Here is a 20,435-nt window from a genome sequence, read left to right on the forward strand (position 1 = left end):
TTCAGTTTCCCGCGGCGCGACAGATCGCACCGAACTCATCTGCATTCAGGGAAGCCCCACCAATGAGCCCCCCATCGATATCCGGCATGCCGAACAGTTCGACCGCATTGGCCGCCTTCACGCTGCCGCCGTATAGAAGCCGCACACCTTGTGCGACCTCAGAATTCTTTGCCGCCAACTGCGCGCGAATGGCGGCGTGCACATCCTGCGCCTGTTGCGGCGAAGCTGTCAGCCCGGTGCCAATGGCCCAGACCGGTTCGTAAGCGATGACAGCCTTGGCAAAAGCGCCGACACCCAGCTCCTCGATAATACTGTCCAGCTGACGCGAAACCACTTCCAGCGTCTTGCCGGCCTCACGCTGCTCCAGGGTTTCCCCTACACAGAGCACCGGAATCAAACCACAGGCCTGCGCTGCCGCAAACTTGCGAATGAGGACCGCATCCGACTCACCCATGATCAGGCGACGTTCGGAATGCCCTACCAGCACCAGGGAACACCCTGCATCGAGCAACTGACTCGGTGCAACTTCACCGGTCAAGGCGCCCTGCTGGGGCTCCACCGCCGAGTTCTGCGCACCCACCAGAATCGATTTGCCTTCCAAGCCTTCAACCACTTGGCTGATATGCAGGCAAGACGGGAATACCGCCACATCGACACCGCTCGGCAAGGCCAGGTCACGCAGGCCGTTGATCAGCTCGACGACGCTGGCGCGGGTACCGTGCATCTTCCAGTTACCAGCTACCATTGGGCGACGCATGCTGTACCTCGCAGGTCAAAGTGGGCGCAGATGTTACCCAACCACATCCTCACTGGCAAGCCGAAATCAGGCGCAAACTTCAGTCACCAGTTTTGCCAGTGCATCGGCGTGACCACGGACCATCGCTTCGTCCTCGCCTTCGACCATTACCCGCACCAGCGGCTCGGTACCGGACTTGCGCAACAGCACCCGGCCACGACCGTTCATGGCCTGGGTGACCTGCTCGCAGGCCTGCATCACCTTCGGGTGCTTGACCGGGTCGACGCCGCCGGCAAAACGCACATTGACCAGCACCTGCGGGCACTTGCGCAGCGCCTGGCGCGCCTGGGCCAGACCTTCGCCACGGCGGCGCAGGGCCATCAGGGTTTGCAATGCCGCGATGATCGCATCACCGGTAGTGGTGTGATTCAGGCAGAGAATATGCCCGGAGTTTTCCCCCCCCACCAACCAGTTGCGCTCCAGCAACTCGGCAATCACATAACGGTCGCCGACATTGGCGCGCACGAACGGGATATCCAGCTCCTTGAAGGCCAGCTCGAGCCCCAGGTTGCTCATCAAGGTACCAACCACACCGCCGTTCAGCTTGCCGCGCTCGGCCATATCCCGGGCAATGATGAACACCAGTTCGTCACCATCCACCACGGCACCGGTGTGATCGACCATCAGCACCCGATCGCCGTCGCCGTCGAAGGCGATGCCCAGGTCCGCCTGCTCGGCCAACACCGCCGCCTGCAGCGACTTCATATGGGTCGAACCGCAGTTGTCGTTGATGTTCAGACCGTTGGGCGCCGCCGACAGGGCGACGACCTGCGCGCCCAGTTCGCGAAACACACTCGGCGCGACCTTGTAGGTGGCGCCGTGGGCACAGTCGATAACAATCTTCAGGCCCGCGAGATTGGTCCCCGACGGCACGCTGCTCTTGCAGAATTCGATATAGCGACCGGCCGCGTCATTGATCCGCGAGACCTTGCCGAGCTTTTCCGACTCGACCACGGTCATCGGCGCATCGAGCAATTCCTCGATCATCAGTTCGACATCATCCGGCAGCTTGGTGCCCGCGCCAGAGAAAAACTTGATGCCGTTGTCGTCATGGGGGTTGTGCGACGCGCTGATCACGATCCCCGCCTCGGCATGAAAGGTCCGGGTCAGGTAGGCGATGGCCGGCGTCGGCATCGGCCCCAACAGCATCACATCGGCGCCGGCAGCAGAAAGACCGGCTTCCAGGGCGGACTCGAACATATAGCCGGAGATCCGCGTGTCCTTGCCAACCAGCACCTTGCAGGCACCCAGCTTGCGGAACGCCATGCCGGCGGCCCAACCGAGCTTGAGCATGAAGTCCGGGGTGATCGGGTACTGCCCTACGCGCCCACGAATACCGTCGGTGCCGAAGTATTTTTTCTTCATCAGAACTCCATCGTTCTTATTGTGCAGCGTCAACGGCAGCGATCATGCGCACCACGTCGACCGTTTCGGCGACATCGTGCACGCGAAGAATCCGTGCGCCCTTGCTTATCGCCAATGCCGCCAGGGCCAGGCCGCCGTACAGGCGTTCACCGACCGGGCGACCGAGGGCCTGCCCTATCATGCTCTTGCGCGAGACGCCGACCAATAGCGGCCGCCTCAGGGCATGCAAGGCTTCCATATGCTTGAACAGACTCAGGTTATGCGCCAGGGTCTTGGCAAAGCCAAACCCCGGGTCGAGCACAATGCGCTCGGCGGCGATACCGGCTGCCGCACACTGCTCCATGCGCTCGGCGAGAAAAGCCACCACCTCGCCCGTGACATCATCGTAATGGGGGTTGTCCTGCATATTGCCCGGCTCGCCGAGCATATGCATCAGACAGACCGGCAAGCCGGTAGACGCAGCAGCCTGCAGGGCACCGTCACGCCGCAACGAGCGCACGTCATTGATCAGGCCCGCGCCCAAGCGAGCGCTCTCCAGCATGACCTGCGGCGTGGACGTATCGACCGAGATGATCACATCCAGTTCCCGATGGATACGCTCGACCACCGGCGCGACACGCTCCAGTTCCTCCAGAGGAGAAACCACGGGCGCACCGGGACGGGTCGACTCGCCACCGATATCGATCAGCGTCGCCCCCGCCTCGACCATGGCCTGCGCATGGCGCAAGGCGGCATCGAGGTGATTGAAACGACCACCATCGGAAAAGGAATCAGGGGTGACGTTGAGGATGCCCATGACATGCGTCCGGGCCAAATCAAGAACCCGGTTGCCGCAAGGCAACCGGGTCGAGGACTGAACAGAAGTCATTTCAAACCTTAATGATCAGCCGCGGGGCCGCCGATCGGCGTTTCTGGTCGTTCGTTCTGGACCACCGGCGGAGTACCCGAGGTGCCCGAACCGCCTTCCCAATCGCGTGGTTCACGCGGCGGGCGACCAGCCATGATGTCGTCGATCTGCTCGGCATCGATGGTTTCGTACTTCATCAGCGCGTCCGCCATGGCGTCGAGCTTGTCGCGGTTATCCGTCAGGATCTGCTTGGCCGTGCCGTAGCACTGGTCAATGATGCTGCGCACTTCCGAATCGATCAGCTTGGCCGTTTCGCCGGAGAAGCTGGCGTTCTGACCGCCGCCGCCACGACCCAGGAATACTTCCTGATCTTCCTCGGCGTACATCAGCGGACCCAGTTTCTCGGACAGGCCCCACTTGGTGACCATGTTCCGGGCAATCTGGCTGGCACGCATGATGTCGTTGGAGGCGCCGGTGGTGACACCGTCGAAACCCAGGGTCATCTCTTCAGCGATACGGCCGCCATACAGCGAGCAGATCTGGCTGATCAGCGCACGCTTGGACAGGCTGTAGCGATCTTCTTCCGGCAGGAACATGGTCACACCCAGCGCACGACCGCGCGGGATGATCGAGACCTTGTAGACCGGATCATGCTCGGGCACCACACGACCGACAATGGCGTGACCGGCCTCGTGATACGCGGTGTTCTGTTTTTCCTTCTCGGACATGACCATGGATTTGCGCTCGGCGCCCATCATGATCTTGTCTTTCGCCAGTTCGAACTCTTTCATCTCGACGATGCGCTTGCCGGCACGCGCGGCGAACAGGGAAGCCTCGTTCACCAGGTTGGCCAGGTCGGCACCGGAGAAGCCCGGCGTACCCCGCGCAATCACAGCCGGCGCGACGTCGTCGCCCATTGGCACTTTGCGCATATGCACTTTGAGAATCTGTTCGCGACCGCGGATATCCGGCAAGCCGACCACGACCTGGCGGTCGAAGCGACCAGGACGCAGCAGCGCCGGGTCGAGTACGTCAGGACGGTTGGTGGCGGCAATCACGATGATGCCGTCGTTCATCTCGAAACCGTCCATCTCCACCAGCAACTGGTTGAGGGTCTGTTCGCGCTCGTCATGACCACCGCCCATGCCGGCACCACGGTGACGACCGACCGCATCGATTTCATCGATGAAGATGATGCACGGCGCGTGTTTCTTCGCCTGCTCGAACATGTCACGGACACGGCTGGCACCGACGCCGACGAACATCTCGACGAAATCGGAACCGGAAATAGTGAAGAACGGCACCTTGGCTTCGCCGGCAATCGCCTTGGCCAGCAAGGTTTTACCGGTACCCGGGGGACCGACCATCAGCACGCCGCGAGGAATCCGGCCGCCTAGGCGCTGGAACTTGCCCGGATCGCGGAGGAACTCCACCAGCTCGCCAACTTCTTCCTTGGCTTCGTCGCAACCGGCGACGTCGGCCAGGGTGGTTTTCACCTGGTCTTCGGAAAGCAGGCGCGCCTTGCTCTTGCCGAAACTCATCGGCCCGCCCTTGCCGCCCGCACCGCCCTGCATCTGGCGCATGAAGAACATGAACACCGCGATGATCACCAGGATCGGGAAGCTGGCGACCAGCAATTGGGTCCAGATGCTCTGCTGCTCAGGCTGCTTGCCTTCGACCACGACGTGGTTGTCCACCAGGTCGCCGATCAGGCCGTTGTCCTGGATGGCCGGACGGATGGTCTTGAAGCTGTCGCCATCGTTGCGCTTGCCGGTGATCACGTAGCCGTCCACGGCAACGCGCTCGACTTTGCCATCCTTGACCTGCTGGATGAAGTCGGAGTAGTTGAGGGTCTGCGGCTCGTTAGGACTGGAGAAGTTGTTCATCACCGTCACCAGGACAGCCGCGATGATCAACCACAGGATCAGATTCTTTGCCATATCGTTCAATTAACTACCCTCATGAAGCGGGATCCGCTACTGGCGCGCGCTTCGCATGATATTCACCGGCATAACTTACTACATTACCTACAGATCCTGCAGGCGCCGTCTGTAACCCTTTGTGAAACAATCACTACACAATATGCGCTTATTCTCACGGGGCGAAATACGAAAAACCTATCGCCCCGGCCAAGAACCTCGTCTTACTCGATCCGTCCGCGGAAGCCACGACCCAGCAGATACTGCTCGCGGGACCGATCACGGGAAGACGACGGCTTGCGCGTCTGGACCTTGTCAAACAGTTTGCGGAAGTTCTTGTGGTACTCGTCGAAGCCTTCGCCCTGGAAAACCTTGATCAAAAAATCACCACCGGGGCGTAGGACGCGTCCGGCGAGATCGAGAGCCAGTTCACAAAGGAACATCGAACGCGGCATATCCACTTCGGGTGTACCACTCATATTGGGGGCCATATCGGAAATCACAAGGTCCACCTCGGAATTTCCCACTGCCGCGAGGATTTCAGCCAGGACGGAGTCCTCGGTGAAGTCGCCCTTGATGAAGGTCACATCGGGGATGCTGTCCATGTCCAGGATGTCGGACGCGATCAGACGGCCCTTGCCGCCAATCAGACGACTGGTCACCTGGGACCAGCCACCCGGCGCCGCGCCGAGGTCGATCACGGTCATGCCCGGGCGGATAATCCGGTCCTTCTCCTGGATCTCCAGCAATTTGTAGCTGGCCCGGGAGCGGTAGCCGTCTTTTTGCGCCATTTTGACGTATGGATCGTTGAAATGTTCTTTCAGCCAGTTAAGGCTAGTCTTGGAACGGGCCACGGGCCACCTCAAAAAAATAGTCGAATCGCGATTAACTGGGCGGTCCCGGACGCGCTCGGGTAAACTGGCCGCCGCTTTTTACAAGATCAGACGCAGGGGTCAGATTATGCCGCTCACTCAAGAGCAGAAGAAACAGTACAAATCCATCGGCCACCATCTGAAACCAGTATTGACTGTGGCTGACAACGGTTTGACCGAAGGTGTGTTAGCCGAGCTTGAACGCGCATTGGGCGATCATGAGCTGATCAAGATCAAGCTCAATATCCTCGACCGCGAATCGCGCCTGGAGGCCATTGCGCAACTGTGCAAGGCCGGCAAGGCGGATCTGGTGCAAGTCATCGGCAAGATGGCGCTGCTGTATCGCAAGAACTTCAGCGTCAACAAGCAGTTGTCCAACGTCCATCGCTTCAAGTGACGTAGACGGGTCAAGGGTACGCCGTGCGTACCCTGCCACTCTCGCCCGGCACCGGTTGCAGCACCAGCACCAGGCCGCAAAGGCCGAGCACCAGGTAACTGAACAACTGCCAGCGCAATGCATCCGGCAGCCAGGTACGCACCGCGAAATACATCCCGCACGCATACAGCGACATCAGCAGCAATTGCCCGCGCGTATCGCGCCAGAGGCTTGCCCGGCCTTCGGCCTGGAGCAACACCAAGGTCTGCACGATCACACACACCGTGGCAAACCCTATCAATAAAGAGCCCAGCAGGCTATTGATCTCGTCGATCAGCAGCGGTGCCAGGCCGATTTTCGTCAACACCGGCAACAAGCCGATGTGCAGCAGCCACAGGCCGCCGACCCAGAGCATCTGGGTCAGCTGCCAGAGCATGGCGCCCGCACGTAGCGGGCGCCGGCGTTCAGATGTGGCGGACTTCAACAATCTCGTACTCGATAACGCCACTCGGCGTTTTGACAGCTACCACGTCACCCTCTTCCTTGGCAATCAAGGCGCGGGCCAGCGGTGAGCCGACGGAGATCTTGCCGAGTTTGAAGTCGGCTTCGTCTTCACCCACGATGTGGTAAACCACGCTTTCGTCGGTTTCGACGTTGGCGATTTCCACGGTGGTGCCAAAAATCACCTTGCCGGTGTGCGGGATGGTCGTGACGTCGATGATCACCGCGTTCTGCATGCGACCTTCGATGTCACGGATCCGCGCCTCGACCATACCCTGCTGCTCGCGAGCAGCGTGGTATTCGGCGTTTTCCTTCAAGTCACCCAGCTCGCGGGCCGTACCGATGTCCTGGCTCAGCTTCGGACGGACGACCTTGGTCAGGTGAGCATGCTCTTCTTCCAGGGCTTTCGCGCCCTGGACGGTCATGGGGTATTTGATCATGCCTTCAATCCTGCGTGTAGATCCTGCAAGCGACGCACGGTCTTCTCCGGACCGAACTTGAGCGCTTCGCAGATGGCTTCGCCAGCAGCAATGGTAGTGGTGCAGTAGATCTTGTGCTGCAGCGCGTTACGACGAATGGAGTACGAGTCAGCGATCGACTGACGGCCTTCGGTCGTGTTGATGATCAGGGTGACTTCGTCATTCTTGATCATGTCGACGACGTGCGGACGACCTTCCGTCACCTTGTTGACCCGGCGCACTTTCAGCCCGGCCGCTTCGATCAGCTTGGCCGTGCCGGCAGTTGCCACCACTTCGAAGCCCAAGTTGATCAGATCACGGGCCACGCCTGCAACCAGTGGCTTGTCGTCATCACGCACGCTGATAAAGGCGGTACCGCCGGTCGGCAGCACTTCGCTGGCACCCATCTGGGCCTTGGCGAAGGCTTCGCCGAAGGTGTCGCCGACGCCCATCACTTCACCGGTGGACTTCATCTCGGGGCCCAGGATCGGGTCCACGCCAGGGAATTTGGCGAAGGGGAACACCGCCTCTTTCACGCTGTAGAAGTTCGGAATGATTTCCTTGGTGAAGTTCAGTTCCTTCAGGGTCTTACCGGCCATCACGCGGGCGGCGATCATGGCCAGGGAGACACCGATGCACTTGGAGACGAACGGCACGGTCCGCGAGGCGCGCGGGTTGACTTCGATGACGTAGATATCTTCGCCTTGCAAGGCCAACTGCACGTTCATCAGGCCGACAACGCCCAATTCCAGGGCCATTTTCTTGACCTGGTCGCGCATCTCGTCCTGGATATGCGCCGGCAGCGAGTACGGCGGCAGCGAGCACGCGGAGTCACCGGAGTGAACGCCGGCCTGCTCGATGTGCTGCATGATCGCGCCGATCACCACGTCGGTGCCGTCGCAGACCGCATCCACGTCCATTTCGATGGCGCAGTTGAGGAAGTGGTCCAGCAGCACCGGGCTGTCGTTGGAGACTTTCACCGCATCACGCAGGTAACGCTTGAGCTCTTCTTCTTCGTAGACGATTTCCATCGCCCGACCGCCCAGTACGTAGGACGGACGCACCACCAGCGGGTAACCGATCTTGCTCGCGGCACGAATCGCTTCGTCTTCGCTGCGCACGGTGGCGTTTGGCGGCTGACGCAGGTTCAGGCGCTCGACCATCTGCTGGAAGCGCTCACGGTCTTCGGCACGGTCGATGGCGTCGGGGCTGGTGCCGATGATCGGCACGCCGGCCGCTTCCAGGGCACGAGCCAGTTTCAACGGGGTCTGGCCGCCGTACTGGACGATCACGCCTTTCGGTTTCTCGACACGGACGATTTCCAGCACGTCTTCCAGGGTCACCGGCTCGAAGTACAGGCGATCGGAGGTGTCGTAGTCGGTGGACACGGTTTCCGGGTTGCAGTTGACCATGATGGTCTCGTACCCGTCTTCGCGCAGCGCCAGGGCCGCGTGTACACAGCAGTAGTCGAACTCGATGCCCTGGCCGATACGGTTCGGACCGCCGCCGAGGATCATGATCTTGTCGCGACCCGATGGCGCGGCCTCGCACTCTTCTTCGTACGTCGAGTAGAGGTAGGCGGTGTCGGTGGCGAACTCGGCCGCGCAGGTGTCGACGCGCTTGTAGACCGGGAACACTTCCAGCTTGTGGCGGTGGGTCCGCAGGTTTTTCTCGGTGACGCCCAGCAGCTTGGCCAGACGCATGTCGGAGAAGCCCTTGCGCTTGAGGCGGAACATCAGGTCGCGGTCGATGGCCGACAGACCCAGGGTCTTGACCTTCTCTTCGTCCTTGATCAGATCTTCGATCTGCACCAGGAACCATGGATCGATCATGTTCATGCCGAAGATTTCTTCGACGGTCATACCGGCGCGGAAGGCGTCGGCCACGTACCAGATACGCTCGGCGCCCGGCACGGTCAGCTCGCGCTTGAGCACGTTCATGCTTTCCGGGTTGCTCAGGTCGAGCTTCTCGTCCAGGCCGCAAACCCCCACTTCCAGGCCGCGCAGGGCTTTCTGCAGGGATTCCTGAAAGGTCCGGCCGATGGCCATGACTTCACCGACCGACTTCATCTGGGTGGTCAGGCGCGCGTCGGCTTTCGAGAACTTCTCGAAGGCGAAGCGCGGCAGCTTGGTCACGACGTAGTCGATGGACGGTTCGAAGGACGCCGGGGTCTTGCCGCCGGTGATGTCGTTCGACAGCTCGTCCAGGGTGTAACCCACGGCCAGCTTGGCCGCGACCTTGGCGATCGGGAAGCCGGTGGCTTTCGAAGCCAGGGCCGAGGAACGCGATACCCGCGGGTTCATCTCGATCACGACCATGCGGCCGGTGTCCGGGCAGATGCCGAACTGAACGTTGGAACCACCGGTTTCCACGCCGATCTCGCGCAGTACCGCCAGGGAGGCGTTACGCAGGATCTGGTATTCCTTGTCGGTCAGGGTCTGCGCTGGAGCAACGGTGATCGAGTCGCCGGTGTGCACGCCCATCGGGTCGAAGTTCTCGATGGAGCAGACGATGATGCAGTTGTCCTTTTTATCGCGGACCACCTCCATCTCGTACTCTTTCCAGCCGATCAGCGACTCGTCGATCAGCAGTTCCTTGGTCGGCGACAGGTCCAGGCCACGGGCGCAGATTTCTTCGAACTCTTCACGGTTGTAGGCGATACCGCCACCGGTGCCGCCCATGGTGAAGGACGGACGGATGATGCACGGGAAGCCGAGCTTCTCGAGGACCGCATTGGCCTCTTCCATGCTGTGGGCGATACCGGAACGCGGGCAGTCCAGGCCGATGGATTTCATCGCCTTGTCGAAACGCGAACGGTCTTCGGCCTTGTCGATGGTGTCGGCGTTGGCACCGATCATTTCCACGCCGAACTTCTCGAGCACGCCTTCGCGCTCCAGGTCCAGGGCGCAGTTCAGGGCGGTCTGGCCACCCATGGTCGGCAGCAGGGCGTCCGGACGCTCCTTCTCGATGATCTTGGCCACGGTCTGCCACTTGATCGGTTCGATGTAGGTGGCGTCGGCCATGGCCGGGTCGGTCATGATGGTGGCCGGGTTGGAGTTCACCAGGATGACGCGGTAACCCTCTTCGCGCAGGGCCTTGCAGGCCTGGGCGCCGGAGTAGTCGAATTCGCAGGCCTGGCCGATCACGATCGGGCCGGCACCGAGAATCAGGATGCTTTTTATGTCTGTACGTTTTGGCATGGGTTTGTCACTCAAATCCGCAGGTCAGTCGGCAAGCCGTTGAACAATCCTTGAAGAAACCGAGGGGGCCGCCGCGCCGCGGGGCCGCCCTGGGCATTCAGGCGATCAACGGCGCTTGGCCATCTCATTGATGAAGCGATCGAACAGCGGTGCAACGTCGTTCGGGCCCGGGCTGGCTTCAGGGTGGCCCTGGAAGCTGAACGCGCTCTTGTCGGTGCGCTCGATGCCTTGCAGGGAGCCGTCGAACAGCGACTTGTGAATCGCCCGGACATTGCCCGGCAGGGTCGCTTCATCCACGGCAAAACCGTGGTTCTGGCTGGTGATCATGACAACGCCGGTGTCCAGGTCCTGGACCGGGTGGTTGGCACCGTGATGGCCGTGACCCATTTTCAGGGTCTTGGCGCCGGAGGCCAGGGCCAGCAGCTGGTGACCCAGGCAGATACCGAACACCGGGATCTCGGTTTCCAGCACGTCCTTGATCGCCTGGATAGCGTAGTCGCATGGCTCGGGATCGCCCGGGCCGTTGGACAGGAACACGCCGTCCGGCTGCAGGGCCAGAACATCGCTGGCCGGGGTTTGCGCCGGCACGACCGTCACGCGGCAGCCGCGCTCGACCAGCATGCGCAGGATGTTGTGCTTGATCCCGTAGTCGTAAGCCACGACATGGTAAGGCAGCTCGGAGGCTTCGATGGTCGCGTGGCTGTCGGTCTTCAAGTCCCAGACCGTCGAGCGCCACTCGTACTGCTCGGTGGTGCTGACGACTTTCGCCAGGTCCATGCCCTTCAGGCCTGGGAAGCCTTGCGCGGCGGCGATCGCCGCGGCTTCGGAAATATTGTCGCCGGCCATGATGCAGCCGTTCTGCGAGCCTTTTTCCCGCAGGATGCGGGTCAGGCGACGGGTGTCGATACCAGCGATGGCCACCACGTTGTTGGCCTTCAGGTAATCGGACAGCGACATGGTGTTACGCCAGTTGCTCGCTACCAGCGGCAGGTCGCGAATGACCAGGCCGGCGGACCAGACACGATCGGACTCGACATCTTCCGGCGTGGTGCCGGTGTTGCCGATGTGCGGGTAGGTCAGGGTAACGATTTGCTGGGCATAGGAAGGATCGGTAAGGATTTCCTGATAGCCGGTCATGGCGGTGTTGAACACCACCTCACCAACGGTCTGACCGTCGGCTCCAATGGCTTCGCCGCGAAAAATGCTGCCATCAGCAAGGGCGAGTATGGCTGGCTTAGTCAAGAAGACCTCCCGTAAATAAAGCCTGAAAGGGCGATCGCAGGTTGTAAAAAAGCGGAATGACGTATGGACACGTCACCCCGCTCGTTCACTGAATTATTCTGCGCGCTTTTAGTGGACACACTAAAGCTGTAGCTTACAGAAAAGGGCTTTTTTAATCCACCGCTAATGAGCCGAAAAGGCCAGGGAATGCGACAGGGCGTCGCTTTGCGGTGCGAAACAGGGCGGGCAGACCTTGCCAACCCTGCTCCCGGGACATCAATCAGTGCAGTTCGAGCACATCCTGCATATCGTACAGGCCTGGCGCCTTGCCATCCAGCCACAATGCCGCACGCACCGCGCCCTTGGCGAAGGTCATGCGACTCGAAGCCTTGTGGGTGATCTCCAGGCGCTCACCTTCGGTGGCGAACAGCACGGTGTGATCACCGACCACGTCACCGCCGCGCACCGTGGCAAAACCGATGGTGTCATGTGCCCGCGCACCGACATGACCTTCGCGACCATAGACCGCGACCTTCTGCAGATCACGGCCCAGGGTATCGGCAATCACCTCGCCCATGCGCATGGCCGTTCCCGAAGGCGAATCGACCTTGTGCCGATGATGCGTCTCGATAATCTCGATATCCGCTTCATCGCCCATCACCCGAGCGGTCAGCGCGAGCAACTTCAGCGACAGATTGACCCCGACACTGAAATTGGCGGCGAAGACGATGGGAATATCCTTGCCCGCCTCCACCAGCAACTGCTTCTGCTCGGCGCTCAGGCCGGTAGTACCGATCACCATGGCCTTGCCCGCCTGGCGACAGAACGCCAGGTTTTTCAGCATCACTTCCGGCAGCGTGAAGTCGATCAGCACATCAAACCCATCCGCCAGCGCATCCAACCCCTCGGACAACGGCACGCCGATACGCCCCAACGAAGCCAACTCGCCGGCATCCGCACCGACCAGCGAACTGCCGGGACGGACGATCGCCGCCGTCAGAGCGGTGAGCGGAGCGCGTTGCTGCACCGCTTCGATCAGGATCTTGCCCATGCGCCCGGCGGCGCCCATCACAGCTATACGTCGCATGCCTCGCTCCTTACAGGTCGCCGAAGAAACGCTTCATGCCTTCGAACCAACCGCTGGCCTTGGGCGAATGAGAGCTGTCACCGTCCAGGGAGGAGCGGAACTCTTCGAGCAACTCACGCTGGCGACGGCTCAGGTTCACCGGGGTCTCGACGGCCACACGGCACATCAGGTCACCCGCACCGCCGCCACGCACGGGCGCAACACCCTTGCCGCGCAGACGGAACTGCTTGCCGGTCTGGGTCCCTTCCGGAATCTTCAACTTGACGCGACCGTCCAGGGTCGGCACTTCCAGCTCGCCACCCAGGGCCGCGTCGACGAAGCTGATCGGCACCTCGCAGAACAGATGCTTGCCGTCGCGCTGGAAAATATCGTGTTCGCGGACATTGATCACGACATACAGATCGCCGGTCGGACCACCCTGGGTACCCGCCTCGCCTTCGCCGGACAGGCGAATACGGTCACCGGTATCGACGCCCGACGGCACTTTCACCGACAGGGTCTTATACTCTTCCACGCGGCCCTGACCATGGCAGGAATCGCACGGATCGGAAATGATCTTGCCCTGGCCATGGCAACGCGGGCAGGTCTGCTGCACCGAGAAGAAGCCTTGCTGCATGCGCACCTGGCCGATACCGCCACAGGTCGGGCAAGTGATCGGCGCGGAACCTTTCTTGGCCCCGGAACCGTCGCACGGCTTGCAGTTGACCAGCGTCGGAACGCGGATATTGACGGTGGTACCGCGTACCGCTTCTTCCAGATTCAGTTCCAGGGTGTAGCGCAGATCACTGCCGCGCTGTGCACCACCACGGGAACCGCCGCGACCGCCACCAAAGAAATCGCTGAATACATCGCCGAAGATATCGGAGAAATTCTGCCCGCCGAAACCGGCACCGCCGCCACCCATGCTCGGGTCGACGCCCGCATGGCCGTACTGGTCGTAGGCTGCACGCTTGCTGGAATCGGACAGTACTTCGTAGGCCTCGTTGGCCTCCTTGAACAGCTCTTCCGACGCCTTGTCATCCGGATTACGGTCCGGGTGATGTTTCATCGCGAGGCGGCGGTACGCTTTTTTCAGGTCCGCCTCGCTGGAGCCACGCTCGACCCCCAAAACCTCGTAATAGTCACGCTTTGCCATGATTCTTTGCACTCTTGAGGATGTTCGGGACAACCGACCGGAACAGTCCCGCCCCTACCACCAGCACCCGAACACTGTCGCATGCTGTAAAAATTCGTCTATTCCAGACACGCCAACGCGGGAGCAAGCTCCCGCGCGGCGACATCCTACCAGTCACCGCTCAAGGGCAGTCAACCGGTTGACCTACAAGTGGTTACTTGTGTTCTTTGACTTCTTCGAACTCAGCGTCGACGACGTCATCCTTGTGGTGCGCTTCTTCCTGGGCAGGTTGTGCACCGGCTTCAGGCTTGGCGCCCTGTTCGGCGTACATCTTCTGGGCCACAGGCGCGGAGACCTTGGACAGTTCCTCGACCTTGGCTTCGATAGCGGCCTTGTCGTCGCCTTTGACAGCGGCTTCCAGGGCAACCACAGCCGCTTCGATCGCGGTTTTCTCTTCGGCGGTCACCTTGTCACCGGCGTCAGCAACCATCTTGCGCGTCGAATGCACCAGGGCATCACCCTGGTTGCGGGCACTGGCCAGCTCTTCGAACTTGCGATCTTCTTCGGCATTGAGCTCGGCATCACGAATCATCTGCTGGATTTCTTCATCCGACAGGCCGGAGTTGGCCTTGATGGTGATCTTCTGCTCTTTGCCGGTGGCCTTGTCCTTCGCGCCGACGTGCAGGATGCCGTTGGCGTCGATGTCGAAAGTCACTTCGATCTGTGGCACGCCACGTGGCGCTGGTGGAATCTCGGCCAGGTCGAACTTGCCCAGGGACTTGTTCTGCGTGGCTTGCTTACGCTCACCCTGCAGGACATGGATGGTCACGGCGCCCTGGTTGTCGTCGGCAGTCGAGAACACTTGCGATTTCTTGGTAGGAATCGTGGTGTTTTTCTCGATCAGCGCGGTCATCACGCCACCCATGGTTTCGATACCCAGGGTCAGCGGGCTGACGTCGAGCAGCAGAACGTCCTTCACGTCACCGGCCAGAACGGCACCCTGGATAGCTGCACCCATGGCAACGGCTTCGTCCGGGTTGACGTCTTTACGGGCTTCTTTACCGAAGAAGTCGGTTACCAGCTTCTGCACCAGCGGCATACGGGTCTGACCACCGACCAGGATCACGTCGTTGATCTTGGCGACGTCGATACCGGCGTCTTTCAGCGCAATGCGGCAAGGTTCGATGGTGCGCTGAACCAGGTCTTCCACCAGCGCTTCCAGCTTGGCGCGGGAGATTTTCACGTTCAAGTGCTTGGGACCGGTGGCATCTGCGGTGATGTACGGCAGGTTGACGTCGGTCGACTGAGCCGAGGACAGCTCGATCTTGGCTTTTTCAGCAGCTTCTTTCAGGCGCTGCATGGCCAGCGGGTCACCTTTGAGGTTCATGCCGCTTTCTTTCTTGAATTCGTCGACGAGGTAGTCGATCAGACGAATGTCAAAGTCTTCACCACCGAGGAAGGTGTCACCGTTGGTGGCCAACACTTCGAACTGATGCTCGCCATCGACTTCGGCGATTTCGATCACGGACACGTCGAAGGTACCGCCACCCAGGTCATAAACGATGACGGTGTGGTCGCCCTTGGCCTTGTCCATACCGTAGGCCAGAGCGGCCGCGGTCGGTTCGTTGATGATGCGCTTGACGTCCAGACCGGCGATACGACCGGCGTCCTTGGTGGCCTGGCGCTGGCTGTCGTTGAAGTAGGCCGGAACGGTGATGACCGCTTCGGTCACAGTCTCGCCGAGGTAGTCTTCGGCGGTTTTCTTCATCTTCTTCAGGATTTCAGCCGAGATCTGTGGCGGCGCCATTTTCTGGCCGTTCACTTCAACCCAAGCGTCGCCGTTGTCAGCCTTGGCGATTTTGTAAGGGACCATCTTGATGTCTTTCTGAACGACTTCTTCGTCGAACTTGCGACCGATCAGACGCTTCACCGCGTACAGGGTGTTATGCGGATTGGTCACTGCCTGGCGCTTGGCCGACTGGCCAACCAGGATTTCGCCATCGTTGGCGTAGGCAATGATCGACGGCGTGGTGCGTGCACCCTCGGCGTTTTCGATCACTTTGGCCTTGCCGTTTTCAAGAATGGAGACGCAGGAGTTGGTAGTCCCCAGGTCGATACCGATAATTTTGCCCATTTCACTCTCCCGAAACTTTGATTTTTTTTACCGCAGCGGTTATGGCCAACTGTGGTAGCACTTAAACGCTTGACTTGTAGATGGGGGGCCTTGCAGCCGATTTCAAGCCTGCTCGTCGATCGTCGGCGAAACCGGCGCCACCGCCTTGCTGACCACAACCATCGCCGGGCGCAGCAGGCGACCGTGCAGCTGATAGCCTTTCTGGAACACCTTCAGCACGCTGTTGGGCTCAACCTCGGCGCTTTCCTGCATGGCCATGGCCTGGTGCAGGGAGGCGTTGAAGGGCTCGCCGTGGGGGTCGATGGCTTCCAGCTGATAACGCTTGAGGGTGTCCTGGAACATCTTCAGGGTCAGCTCGATGCCTTCGCGCATCGGCCGGATGTTTTCATCGTCCGGGTTGGACAGGTCCAGACCGCGCTCCAGGCTGTCGATGATCGGCAGCAGGTCGCCGGCGAACTTCTCCAGGGCGAATTTGTGCGCCTTTTCCACATCCTGCTCGGCACGCCGGCGGATGTTCTGCAGGTCGGCCGCGACACGCAACCCTTGATCCTGCGCCGCTGCCAGTTGCTCTTCGAGCACCTGGACGCGGGTAGCCAGATCGTCGCCCTGAGCCTGTGCGGCCGAGCCGGCTTCCTGATTTTGCGAATCCAGAGTCTGTTCGTCAGCCATAAAAAACCTCCTTTCAATATCGTCTGCGAGCTCGACTCGCGCTTCTGCCCCGATATATGGGGTCGCAATTTCCAGGTTCAAGGGCCGCCAGTACGGCAATCGCACCCCGGTCCATCCGCGCGCGGTTACAGATCGCGCTAAGAAACCCCGACATTCAAGCCAATCGAACTAAGGGCAAGCATTGTCAGCGCAAATCAAAACACTGTATAAATAACCAGACCTAAAGCCTGGGAGCGGCCTTCATGCTGGTGCACCTGTCCGTACATAACTACGCAATCGTCGAACATCTCGATCTGGAACTGGATCGCGGGATGAGCGTAATCACTGGCGAAACCGGCGCCGGCAAGTCGATCATGCTCGACGCCCTCGGGCTGACCCTGGGCGATCGCGCCGACAGCGGCGTGGTCCGGCCCGGCGCGGACAAGGCCGATATCCTCGCCACCTTCGACCTCGAAGACATTCCCGAGGCCCGGGCCTGGCTCGCCGAACGCGACCTCGACAACGACGGTCCGTGCATCCTGCGCCGGGTCATTACCGCCGAAGGTCGCTCGCGCGGCTATATCAACGGCTCGCCGTGCCCCCAGGGCGACCTCAAGGCCCTCGGCGAACTGCTGATCGACATTCACAGCCAGCACGAACACCAGTCCCTGCTGAAAACCGACACCCATCGCCGACTGCTCGACGAATACGCCGGCGCCACCGACCTCGCCCGCCAGGTACAGCTTGCCGCCCAGCGCTGGCGCCAGACCCGCCAGGAACTGGAGCGCCTCTCCAATTCCGGCGACGAACAGCGCGCCCGCCACCAACTGCTCAGCTACCAGCTCGAAGAACTCGAGAACCTCGGCCTGGGGGAAAACGAGCTGGGGGACCTGGAGCAGGAACACAAGAACCTGACCAACGCCGAAACCCTGCTCGGCATCTGCCGCCAAGTGGTGGAACAGTGCAGTGAAAGCGACTCGGGCAATGTGCTCAATGCCCTGACCGCGAGCCTCAATCGCCTGTCCAGCGTCAGCAACGGCTCCGGCTCACTGGGCGAAGCCACCAACCTGCTGGCCAGCGCGCAGATCCAGGTCGAGGAAGCCGTCGGCGAACTGAACCGCTTCCTCGACCACTTCGACGCCGACCCGGCCCGGTTGCAACAGCTGGAGGAGCGCCTGGACGCGATCTACACCCTGGCGCGCAAGCACCGCATCCAGCCAACGGAGGTAGCGACCCTCCAGCAAAAGCTGCTGGATGAAATCGAAACCCTCAATGCCAATGACGAAGCCATCGAGCGCCTCACCGAAGAACTCGCGGCTTATGCCCGACACTATCAGGAACGGGCACGGGAACTTAGTGATCTACGTCATCAAGCGGCGACCGGCCTCGCCAATGCCGTGGAACAGGAAATCCAGCGCCTGGGCATGCCAGGCGGACGCTTCAGCATCGAACTGCACGCCAACACCAGCAACGAGCCGCTGCCTTATGGCCTTGAACTGGTCGAATTGCTGGTCAGCGCCAACCCCGGTCAGCCGCTCAAGGCCCTGGCCAAGGTGGCCTCGGGGGGCGAGCTGTCACGGATCAGCCTGGCGATCCAGGTCATCACCGCACAGACCTCGCGCATCCCGACCCTGGTGTTCGACGAAGTGGACGTGGGTATCGGCGGCCCGACCGCCGAGATCGTCGGCCAACTGCTGCGCCGCCTCGGCGAGCGCGGGCAGGTACTGACCGTCACGCACCTGCCGCAAGTAGCGGCGCAAGGGCACCACCATCTATTTGTGCACAAGATGCGTGGCAGCGATGCCACCCGTACGGCAGTCTCGAAACTGAGCAAGGCTGAACGGATCGAAGAAGTCGCGCGCATGCTCGGGGGCATCGACCTGACCAAGGAGTCCCTGGCCCACGCGAAAAAAATGGTGATCACGGCCAAAGCCTGAGTCCAGATATCGACACCCGGAAAAATCCGGCAACAAAAAACACAAAGGCGACCCTAGGGTCGCCTTTGTTCGCTTCGCGAACCGGTATCCGCGACAGACTTATTTTTTCTTTTTACGTACGTACAGCACCAGATTGTGGTCCACCAGCTCGAAATCGTGCTCTTCGGCGATAGCCTTCTGCAGCTTCTCGATTTCCGGGCTGGTGAATTCGATCACCTCGCTGGTATCCACGTTGACCATATGATCGTGGTGCCCGCCGTCCGCCAGCTCGAAGACCGCATGGCCGCCATCGAAATTGTGGCGAACCACCAACCCGGCCGCTTCGAACTGGGTCAGTACACGGTAGACCGTTGCCAGGCCAACATCCTCGCCCGCTTCCATCAGCGCCTTGTAGACATCCTCGGCGCTCATGTGACGCTGCTCGGCGGAATCAAGCATTTGCAGAATCTTGACCCGTGGCAGAGTCACTTTTAAGCCGGCTTTACGTAGTTCGCTATTTTCAACCATGGTCAGCTTTCTCGCGATGCTGCTTCGCAGCTTCTCTTAATACGGGTATGATCGGGGTTTACGTTGTCCCAGCCAAGATAGTGGAAGTCGCCCACCGATGCAAAACACCAAGCTGTTGCTAACCAGTTTTACCTTAGTGGGACTGCTCGCACTCGCCGGTTGTTCATTCCCCGGGGTTTACAAAATCGACATCCAACAGGGCAATGTCGTCACGCAGGACATGATAGACCAGTTGCGCCCGGGAATGACCCGCAAGCAAGTAAGGTTTATCATGGGCAACCCTCTGTTGGTCGACACATTCCACCCCAATCGCTGGGATTACCTGTATAGCCTGCAGCCCGGTGGCGGTGAACGCCAACAGGAGCGTGTCAGCCTGATCTTCAATGCCAATGATCAACTCGCCAGCCTGTCCGGCGACTTCAAGCCCGGCGTAAGCCGTGACGAAGCGATCCTGGGCAAGGACGGCACACAAGTGAACGCTCCGGCGCAGAATGCCGAGAAGCCGCAACCTGAGAAGCCGGTCAAGCCGGGTTCGCTGCTGGACCAGATCCAGAAGGATGTCGACGGCGTAAAAGCCGTACCGGTTCCGACGCCGCAACCGCTGGACACCACGCCGCAGTAAAACGGCGGTACAAAAAAAGCCCGGATGTCCGGGCTTTTTTTTGGCTACAGGTTTTGCGCCTTGGCCTTGGCCGCTTTTTCCGCACGCAGGCGCCGGACTTCCTTGGGATCGGCCAGCAAGGGACGATAGATTTCGATGCGATCGCCCTCCTCCACCGTGCGGCTATCGGCATCGGCGATCGCCTTGCCGAAAATCCCCAGCGGACAGCTTGCTACATCCAGCCCGGGAAACTGCTCGGCGATCCCCGACAGGCGCACCGCCGCCCGCAACGTCGTTCCCGCCGGCACTGAAACCGCCTGCAGGCACTGACGCCCGATATCGGCGTAAACCACCTCTATCGCGATCATGGGCTCAACCATGGAGTTGCTTGGCCCGCTGACAGAAGGCATCCACCAGGGTATTGGCCGCCTGATTGAACAGCGGTCCCAGGGTTGCCCGCACGAGGGGCCCGGCATAATCGAAGGTCATGTCCAGGCTGATCTTGCAGGCTTTCTCCCCCAGGGGCTTGAACACCCAGACACCGTGCAACTGAGTGAACGGCCCCTCTTCCAGGTTCATTTCAATCGAGTGCCCCGGCAGCAGCGTATTGCGGGTGACGAAATGCTGGCTCAAGCCCGCCTTGGCTACCCCCAGCGTGGCACGCATGTGCACCTCCGAGCTTTCCAGCACCTGGGCCGTCGAGCACCACGGCAGGAACTCCGGGTAACGCGCCACGTCGTTCACCAGGTCATAAAGCGCCTGTGCCGGGTAAGGCAGCAAGGCCGAACGTTGAATATGGGTCGTCATGTCAGCGTTGATTCCACAGCTGGGCGGCAAACAAAAGTGCGCGCA

Annotated in this window: 19 protein-coding genes; 3 read left to right on the top strand and 16 right to left on the bottom strand. The window is 60.7% G+C overall.

Annotation, left to right across the window (positions count from 1 at the left end; all coding sequences use genetic code 11):
- Position 1: 1 nt before the first annotated feature.
- From tpiA to rlmE, 5 genes are all read right to left on the bottom strand, one after another.
- Positions 2–757, bottom strand: a complete 756-nt coding sequence (gene tpiA / locus M5C01_RS05815) for a triose-phosphate isomerase (RefSeq protein ID WP_152737623.1) — start codon at positions 755–757, stop codon at positions 2–4.
- A gap of 66 nt (positions 758–823) precedes the next feature.
- The gene (gene glmM, locus M5C01_RS05820) at positions 824–2,161 is read right to left on the bottom strand and encodes a phosphoglucosamine mutase (RefSeq protein WP_152737624.1); all 1,338 of its coding nucleotides are present in this window, start codon (positions 2,159–2,161) and stop codon (positions 824–826) included.
- A 16-nt stretch (positions 2,162–2,177) separates the two neighbouring features.
- On the bottom strand, positions 2,178–3,029 hold the full coding sequence (gene folP, locus M5C01_RS05825; protein WP_152737625.1) for a dihydropteroate synthase: 852 nt from the start codon (positions 3,027–3,029) through the stop codon (positions 2,178–2,180).
- 8 nt (positions 3,030–3,037) lie between these two features.
- Positions 3,038–4,948, bottom strand: coding sequence for an ATP-dependent zinc metalloprotease FtsH (gene ftsH, locus M5C01_RS05830; RefSeq protein ID WP_152737626.1), 1,911 nt, complete (start codon positions 4,946–4,948; stop codon positions 3,038–3,040).
- 203 nt (positions 4,949–5,151) lie between these two features.
- On the bottom strand, positions 5,152–5,781 hold the full coding sequence (gene rlmE, locus M5C01_RS05835) for a 23S rRNA (uridine(2552)-2'-O)-methyltransferase RlmE (RefSeq protein ID WP_100939602.1): 630 nt from the start codon (positions 5,779–5,781) through the stop codon (positions 5,152–5,154).
- Between the two features lie 106 nt (positions 5,782–5,887).
- Between rlmE and yhbY the strand changes: the two genes are divergently transcribed.
- Positions 5,888–6,196, top strand: a complete 309-nt coding sequence (gene yhbY / locus M5C01_RS05840) for a ribosome assembly RNA-binding protein YhbY (RefSeq protein ID WP_100939603.1) — start codon at positions 5,888–5,890, stop codon at positions 6,194–6,196.
- Positions 6,197–6,206: 10 nt separating this feature from the next.
- Here yhbY and M5C01_RS05845 read toward each other — a convergent pair whose 3' ends face one another.
- The 8 genes from M5C01_RS05845 to grpE form a co-directional block, all read right to left on the bottom strand.
- Entirely contained in the window at positions 6,207–6,611 is a 405-nt protein-coding gene (locus M5C01_RS05845) for an MFS transporter (protein ID WP_152737628.1), read from the bottom strand.
- A gap of 28 nt (positions 6,612–6,639) precedes the next feature.
- Complete coding sequence (gene greA, locus M5C01_RS05850) at positions 6,640–7,116, bottom strand: transcription elongation factor GreA (protein ID WP_103494936.1); 477 nt, start codon at positions 7,114–7,116, stop codon at positions 6,640–6,642.
- Complete coding sequence (carB, locus tag M5C01_RS05855) at positions 7,113–10,334, bottom strand: carbamoyl-phosphate synthase large subunit (protein WP_152737629.1); 3,222 nt, start codon at positions 10,332–10,334, stop codon at positions 7,113–7,115. Before carB ends, greA begins: the two co-directional genes overlap by 4 nt.
- Positions 10,335–10,439: 105 nt before the next feature.
- On the bottom strand, positions 10,440–11,576 hold the full coding sequence (gene carA / locus M5C01_RS05860; RefSeq protein WP_152737630.1) for a glutamine-hydrolyzing carbamoyl-phosphate synthase small subunit: 1,137 nt from the start codon (positions 11,574–11,576) through the stop codon (positions 10,440–10,442).
- Positions 11,577–11,835: 259 nt separating this feature from the next.
- Positions 11,836–12,642 carry a 4-hydroxy-tetrahydrodipicolinate reductase gene (gene dapB / locus M5C01_RS05865; RefSeq protein ID WP_152737631.1) on the bottom strand — a complete coding sequence of 269 codons (807 nt, stop codon included), beginning with the start codon at positions 12,640–12,642 and terminating at the stop codon, positions 11,836–11,838.
- Between the two features lie 10 nt (positions 12,643–12,652).
- Entirely contained in the window at positions 12,653–13,777 is a 1,125-nt protein-coding gene (gene dnaJ / locus M5C01_RS05870) for a molecular chaperone DnaJ (protein WP_103494940.1), read from the bottom strand.
- A gap of 193 nt (positions 13,778–13,970) precedes the next feature.
- Positions 13,971–15,890, bottom strand: coding sequence for a molecular chaperone DnaK (dnaK, locus tag M5C01_RS05875; RefSeq protein WP_103494941.1), 1,920 nt, complete (start codon positions 15,888–15,890; stop codon positions 13,971–13,973).
- Positions 15,891–15,992: 102 nt separating this feature from the next.
- On the bottom strand, positions 15,993–16,559 hold the full coding sequence (grpE, locus tag M5C01_RS05880) for a nucleotide exchange factor GrpE (RefSeq protein ID WP_103494942.1): 567 nt from the start codon (positions 16,557–16,559) through the stop codon (positions 15,993–15,995).
- Positions 16,560–16,801: 242 nt separating this feature from the next.
- Between grpE and recN the strand changes: the two genes are divergently transcribed.
- Positions 16,802–18,475: a DNA repair protein RecN gene (gene recN, locus M5C01_RS05885; RefSeq protein WP_103494943.1), complete on the top strand. Its 1,674-nt coding sequence runs from the start codon at positions 16,802–16,804 to the stop codon at positions 18,473–18,475.
- A 99-nt stretch (positions 18,476–18,574) separates the two neighbouring features.
- Here the strand turns inward: recN and fur are convergent, their stop codons facing one another.
- On the bottom strand, positions 18,575–18,982 hold the full coding sequence (gene fur, locus M5C01_RS05890) for a ferric iron uptake transcriptional regulator (protein WP_103494944.1): 408 nt from the start codon (positions 18,980–18,982) through the stop codon (positions 18,575–18,577).
- A gap of 97 nt (positions 18,983–19,079) precedes the next feature.
- Here fur and M5C01_RS05895 point away from each other — a divergent pair, with 97 nt between their 5' ends.
- The gene (locus M5C01_RS05895) at positions 19,080–19,604 is read left to right on the top strand and encodes an outer membrane protein assembly factor BamE (RefSeq protein ID WP_103494945.1); all 525 of its coding nucleotides are present in this window, start codon (positions 19,080–19,082) and stop codon (positions 19,602–19,604) included.
- 44 nt (positions 19,605–19,648) lie between these two features.
- Here M5C01_RS05895 and M5C01_RS05900 read toward each other — a convergent pair whose 3' ends face one another.
- Positions 19,649–19,963 (bottom strand): RnfH family protein, encoded by a 315-nt coding sequence (locus M5C01_RS05900; RefSeq protein WP_152737632.1) that lies wholly within the window; start codon positions 19,961–19,963, stop codon positions 19,649–19,651.
- On the bottom strand, positions 19,956–20,390 hold the full coding sequence (locus M5C01_RS05905; protein ID WP_103494947.1) for a type II toxin-antitoxin system RatA family toxin: 435 nt from the start codon (positions 20,388–20,390) through the stop codon (positions 19,956–19,958). The genes M5C01_RS05900 and M5C01_RS05905 overlap by 8 nt, the downstream gene beginning before the upstream one ends.
- Positions 20,391–20,435: the final 45 nt, after the last annotated feature.

The sequence above is a fragment of the Pseudomonas sp. MWU12-2319 genome (assembly GCF_023242525.1).
Lineage (GTDB): Bacteria > Pseudomonadota > Gammaproteobacteria > Pseudomonadales > Pseudomonadaceae > Aquipseudomonas > Aquipseudomonas gingeri_D.

Coding starts and splice junctions, on each gene's coding strand:
- tpiA (WP_152737623.1), bottom strand. CDS start 757: ATGCGTCGCCCAATGGTAGCTGGTAACTGGAAGATGCACGGTACCCGC.
- glmM (WP_152737624.1), bottom strand. CDS start 2,161: ATGAAGAAAAAATACTTCGGCACCGACGGTATTCGTGGGCGCGTAGGG.
- folP (WP_152737625.1), bottom strand. CDS start 3,029: ATGACTTCTGTTCAGTCCTCGACCCGGTTGCCTTGCGGCAACCGGGTT.
- ftsH (WP_152737626.1), bottom strand. CDS start 4,948: ATGGCAAAGAATCTGATCCTGTGGTTGATCATCGCGGCTGTCCTGGTG.
- yhbY (WP_100939603.1), top strand. CDS start 5,888: ATGCCGCTCACTCAAGAGCAGAAGAAACAGTACAAATCCATCGGCCAC.
- M5C01_RS05845 (WP_152737628.1), bottom strand. CDS start 6,611: ATGCTCTGGCAGCTGACCCAGATGCTCTGGGTCGGCGGCCTGTGGCTG.
- greA (WP_103494936.1), bottom strand. CDS start 7,116: ATGATCAAATACCCCATGACCGTCCAGGGCGCGAAAGCCCTGGAAGAA.
- carB (WP_152737629.1), bottom strand. CDS start 10,334: ATGCCAAAACGTACAGACATAAAAAGCATCCTGATTCTCGGTGCCGGC.
- dapB (WP_152737631.1), bottom strand. CDS start 12,642: ATGCGACGTATAGCTGTGATGGGCGCCGCCGGGCGCATGGGCAAGATC.
- dnaJ (WP_103494940.1), bottom strand. CDS start 13,777: ATGGCAAAGCGTGACTATTACGAGGTTTTGGGGGTCGAGCGTGGCTCC.
- dnaK (WP_103494941.1), bottom strand. CDS start 15,890: ATGGGCAAAATTATCGGTATCGACCTGGGGACTACCAACTCCTGCGTC.
- grpE (WP_103494942.1), bottom strand. CDS start 16,559: ATGGCTGACGAACAGACTCTGGATTCGCAAAATCAGGAAGCCGGCTCG.
- recN (WP_103494943.1), top strand. CDS start 16,802: ATGCTGGTGCACCTGTCCGTACATAACTACGCAATCGTCGAACATCTC.
- fur (WP_103494944.1), bottom strand. CDS start 18,982: ATGGTTGAAAATAGCGAACTACGTAAAGCCGGCTTAAAAGTGACTCTG.
- M5C01_RS05895 (WP_103494945.1), top strand. CDS start 19,080: ATGCAAAACACCAAGCTGTTGCTAACCAGTTTTACCTTAGTGGGACTG.
- M5C01_RS05900 (WP_152737632.1), bottom strand. CDS start 19,963: ATGGTTGAGCCCATGATCGCGATAGAGGTGGTTTACGCCGATATCGGG.
- M5C01_RS05905 (WP_103494947.1), bottom strand. CDS start 20,390: ATGACGACCCATATTCAACGTTCGGCCTTGCTGCCTTACCCGGCACAG.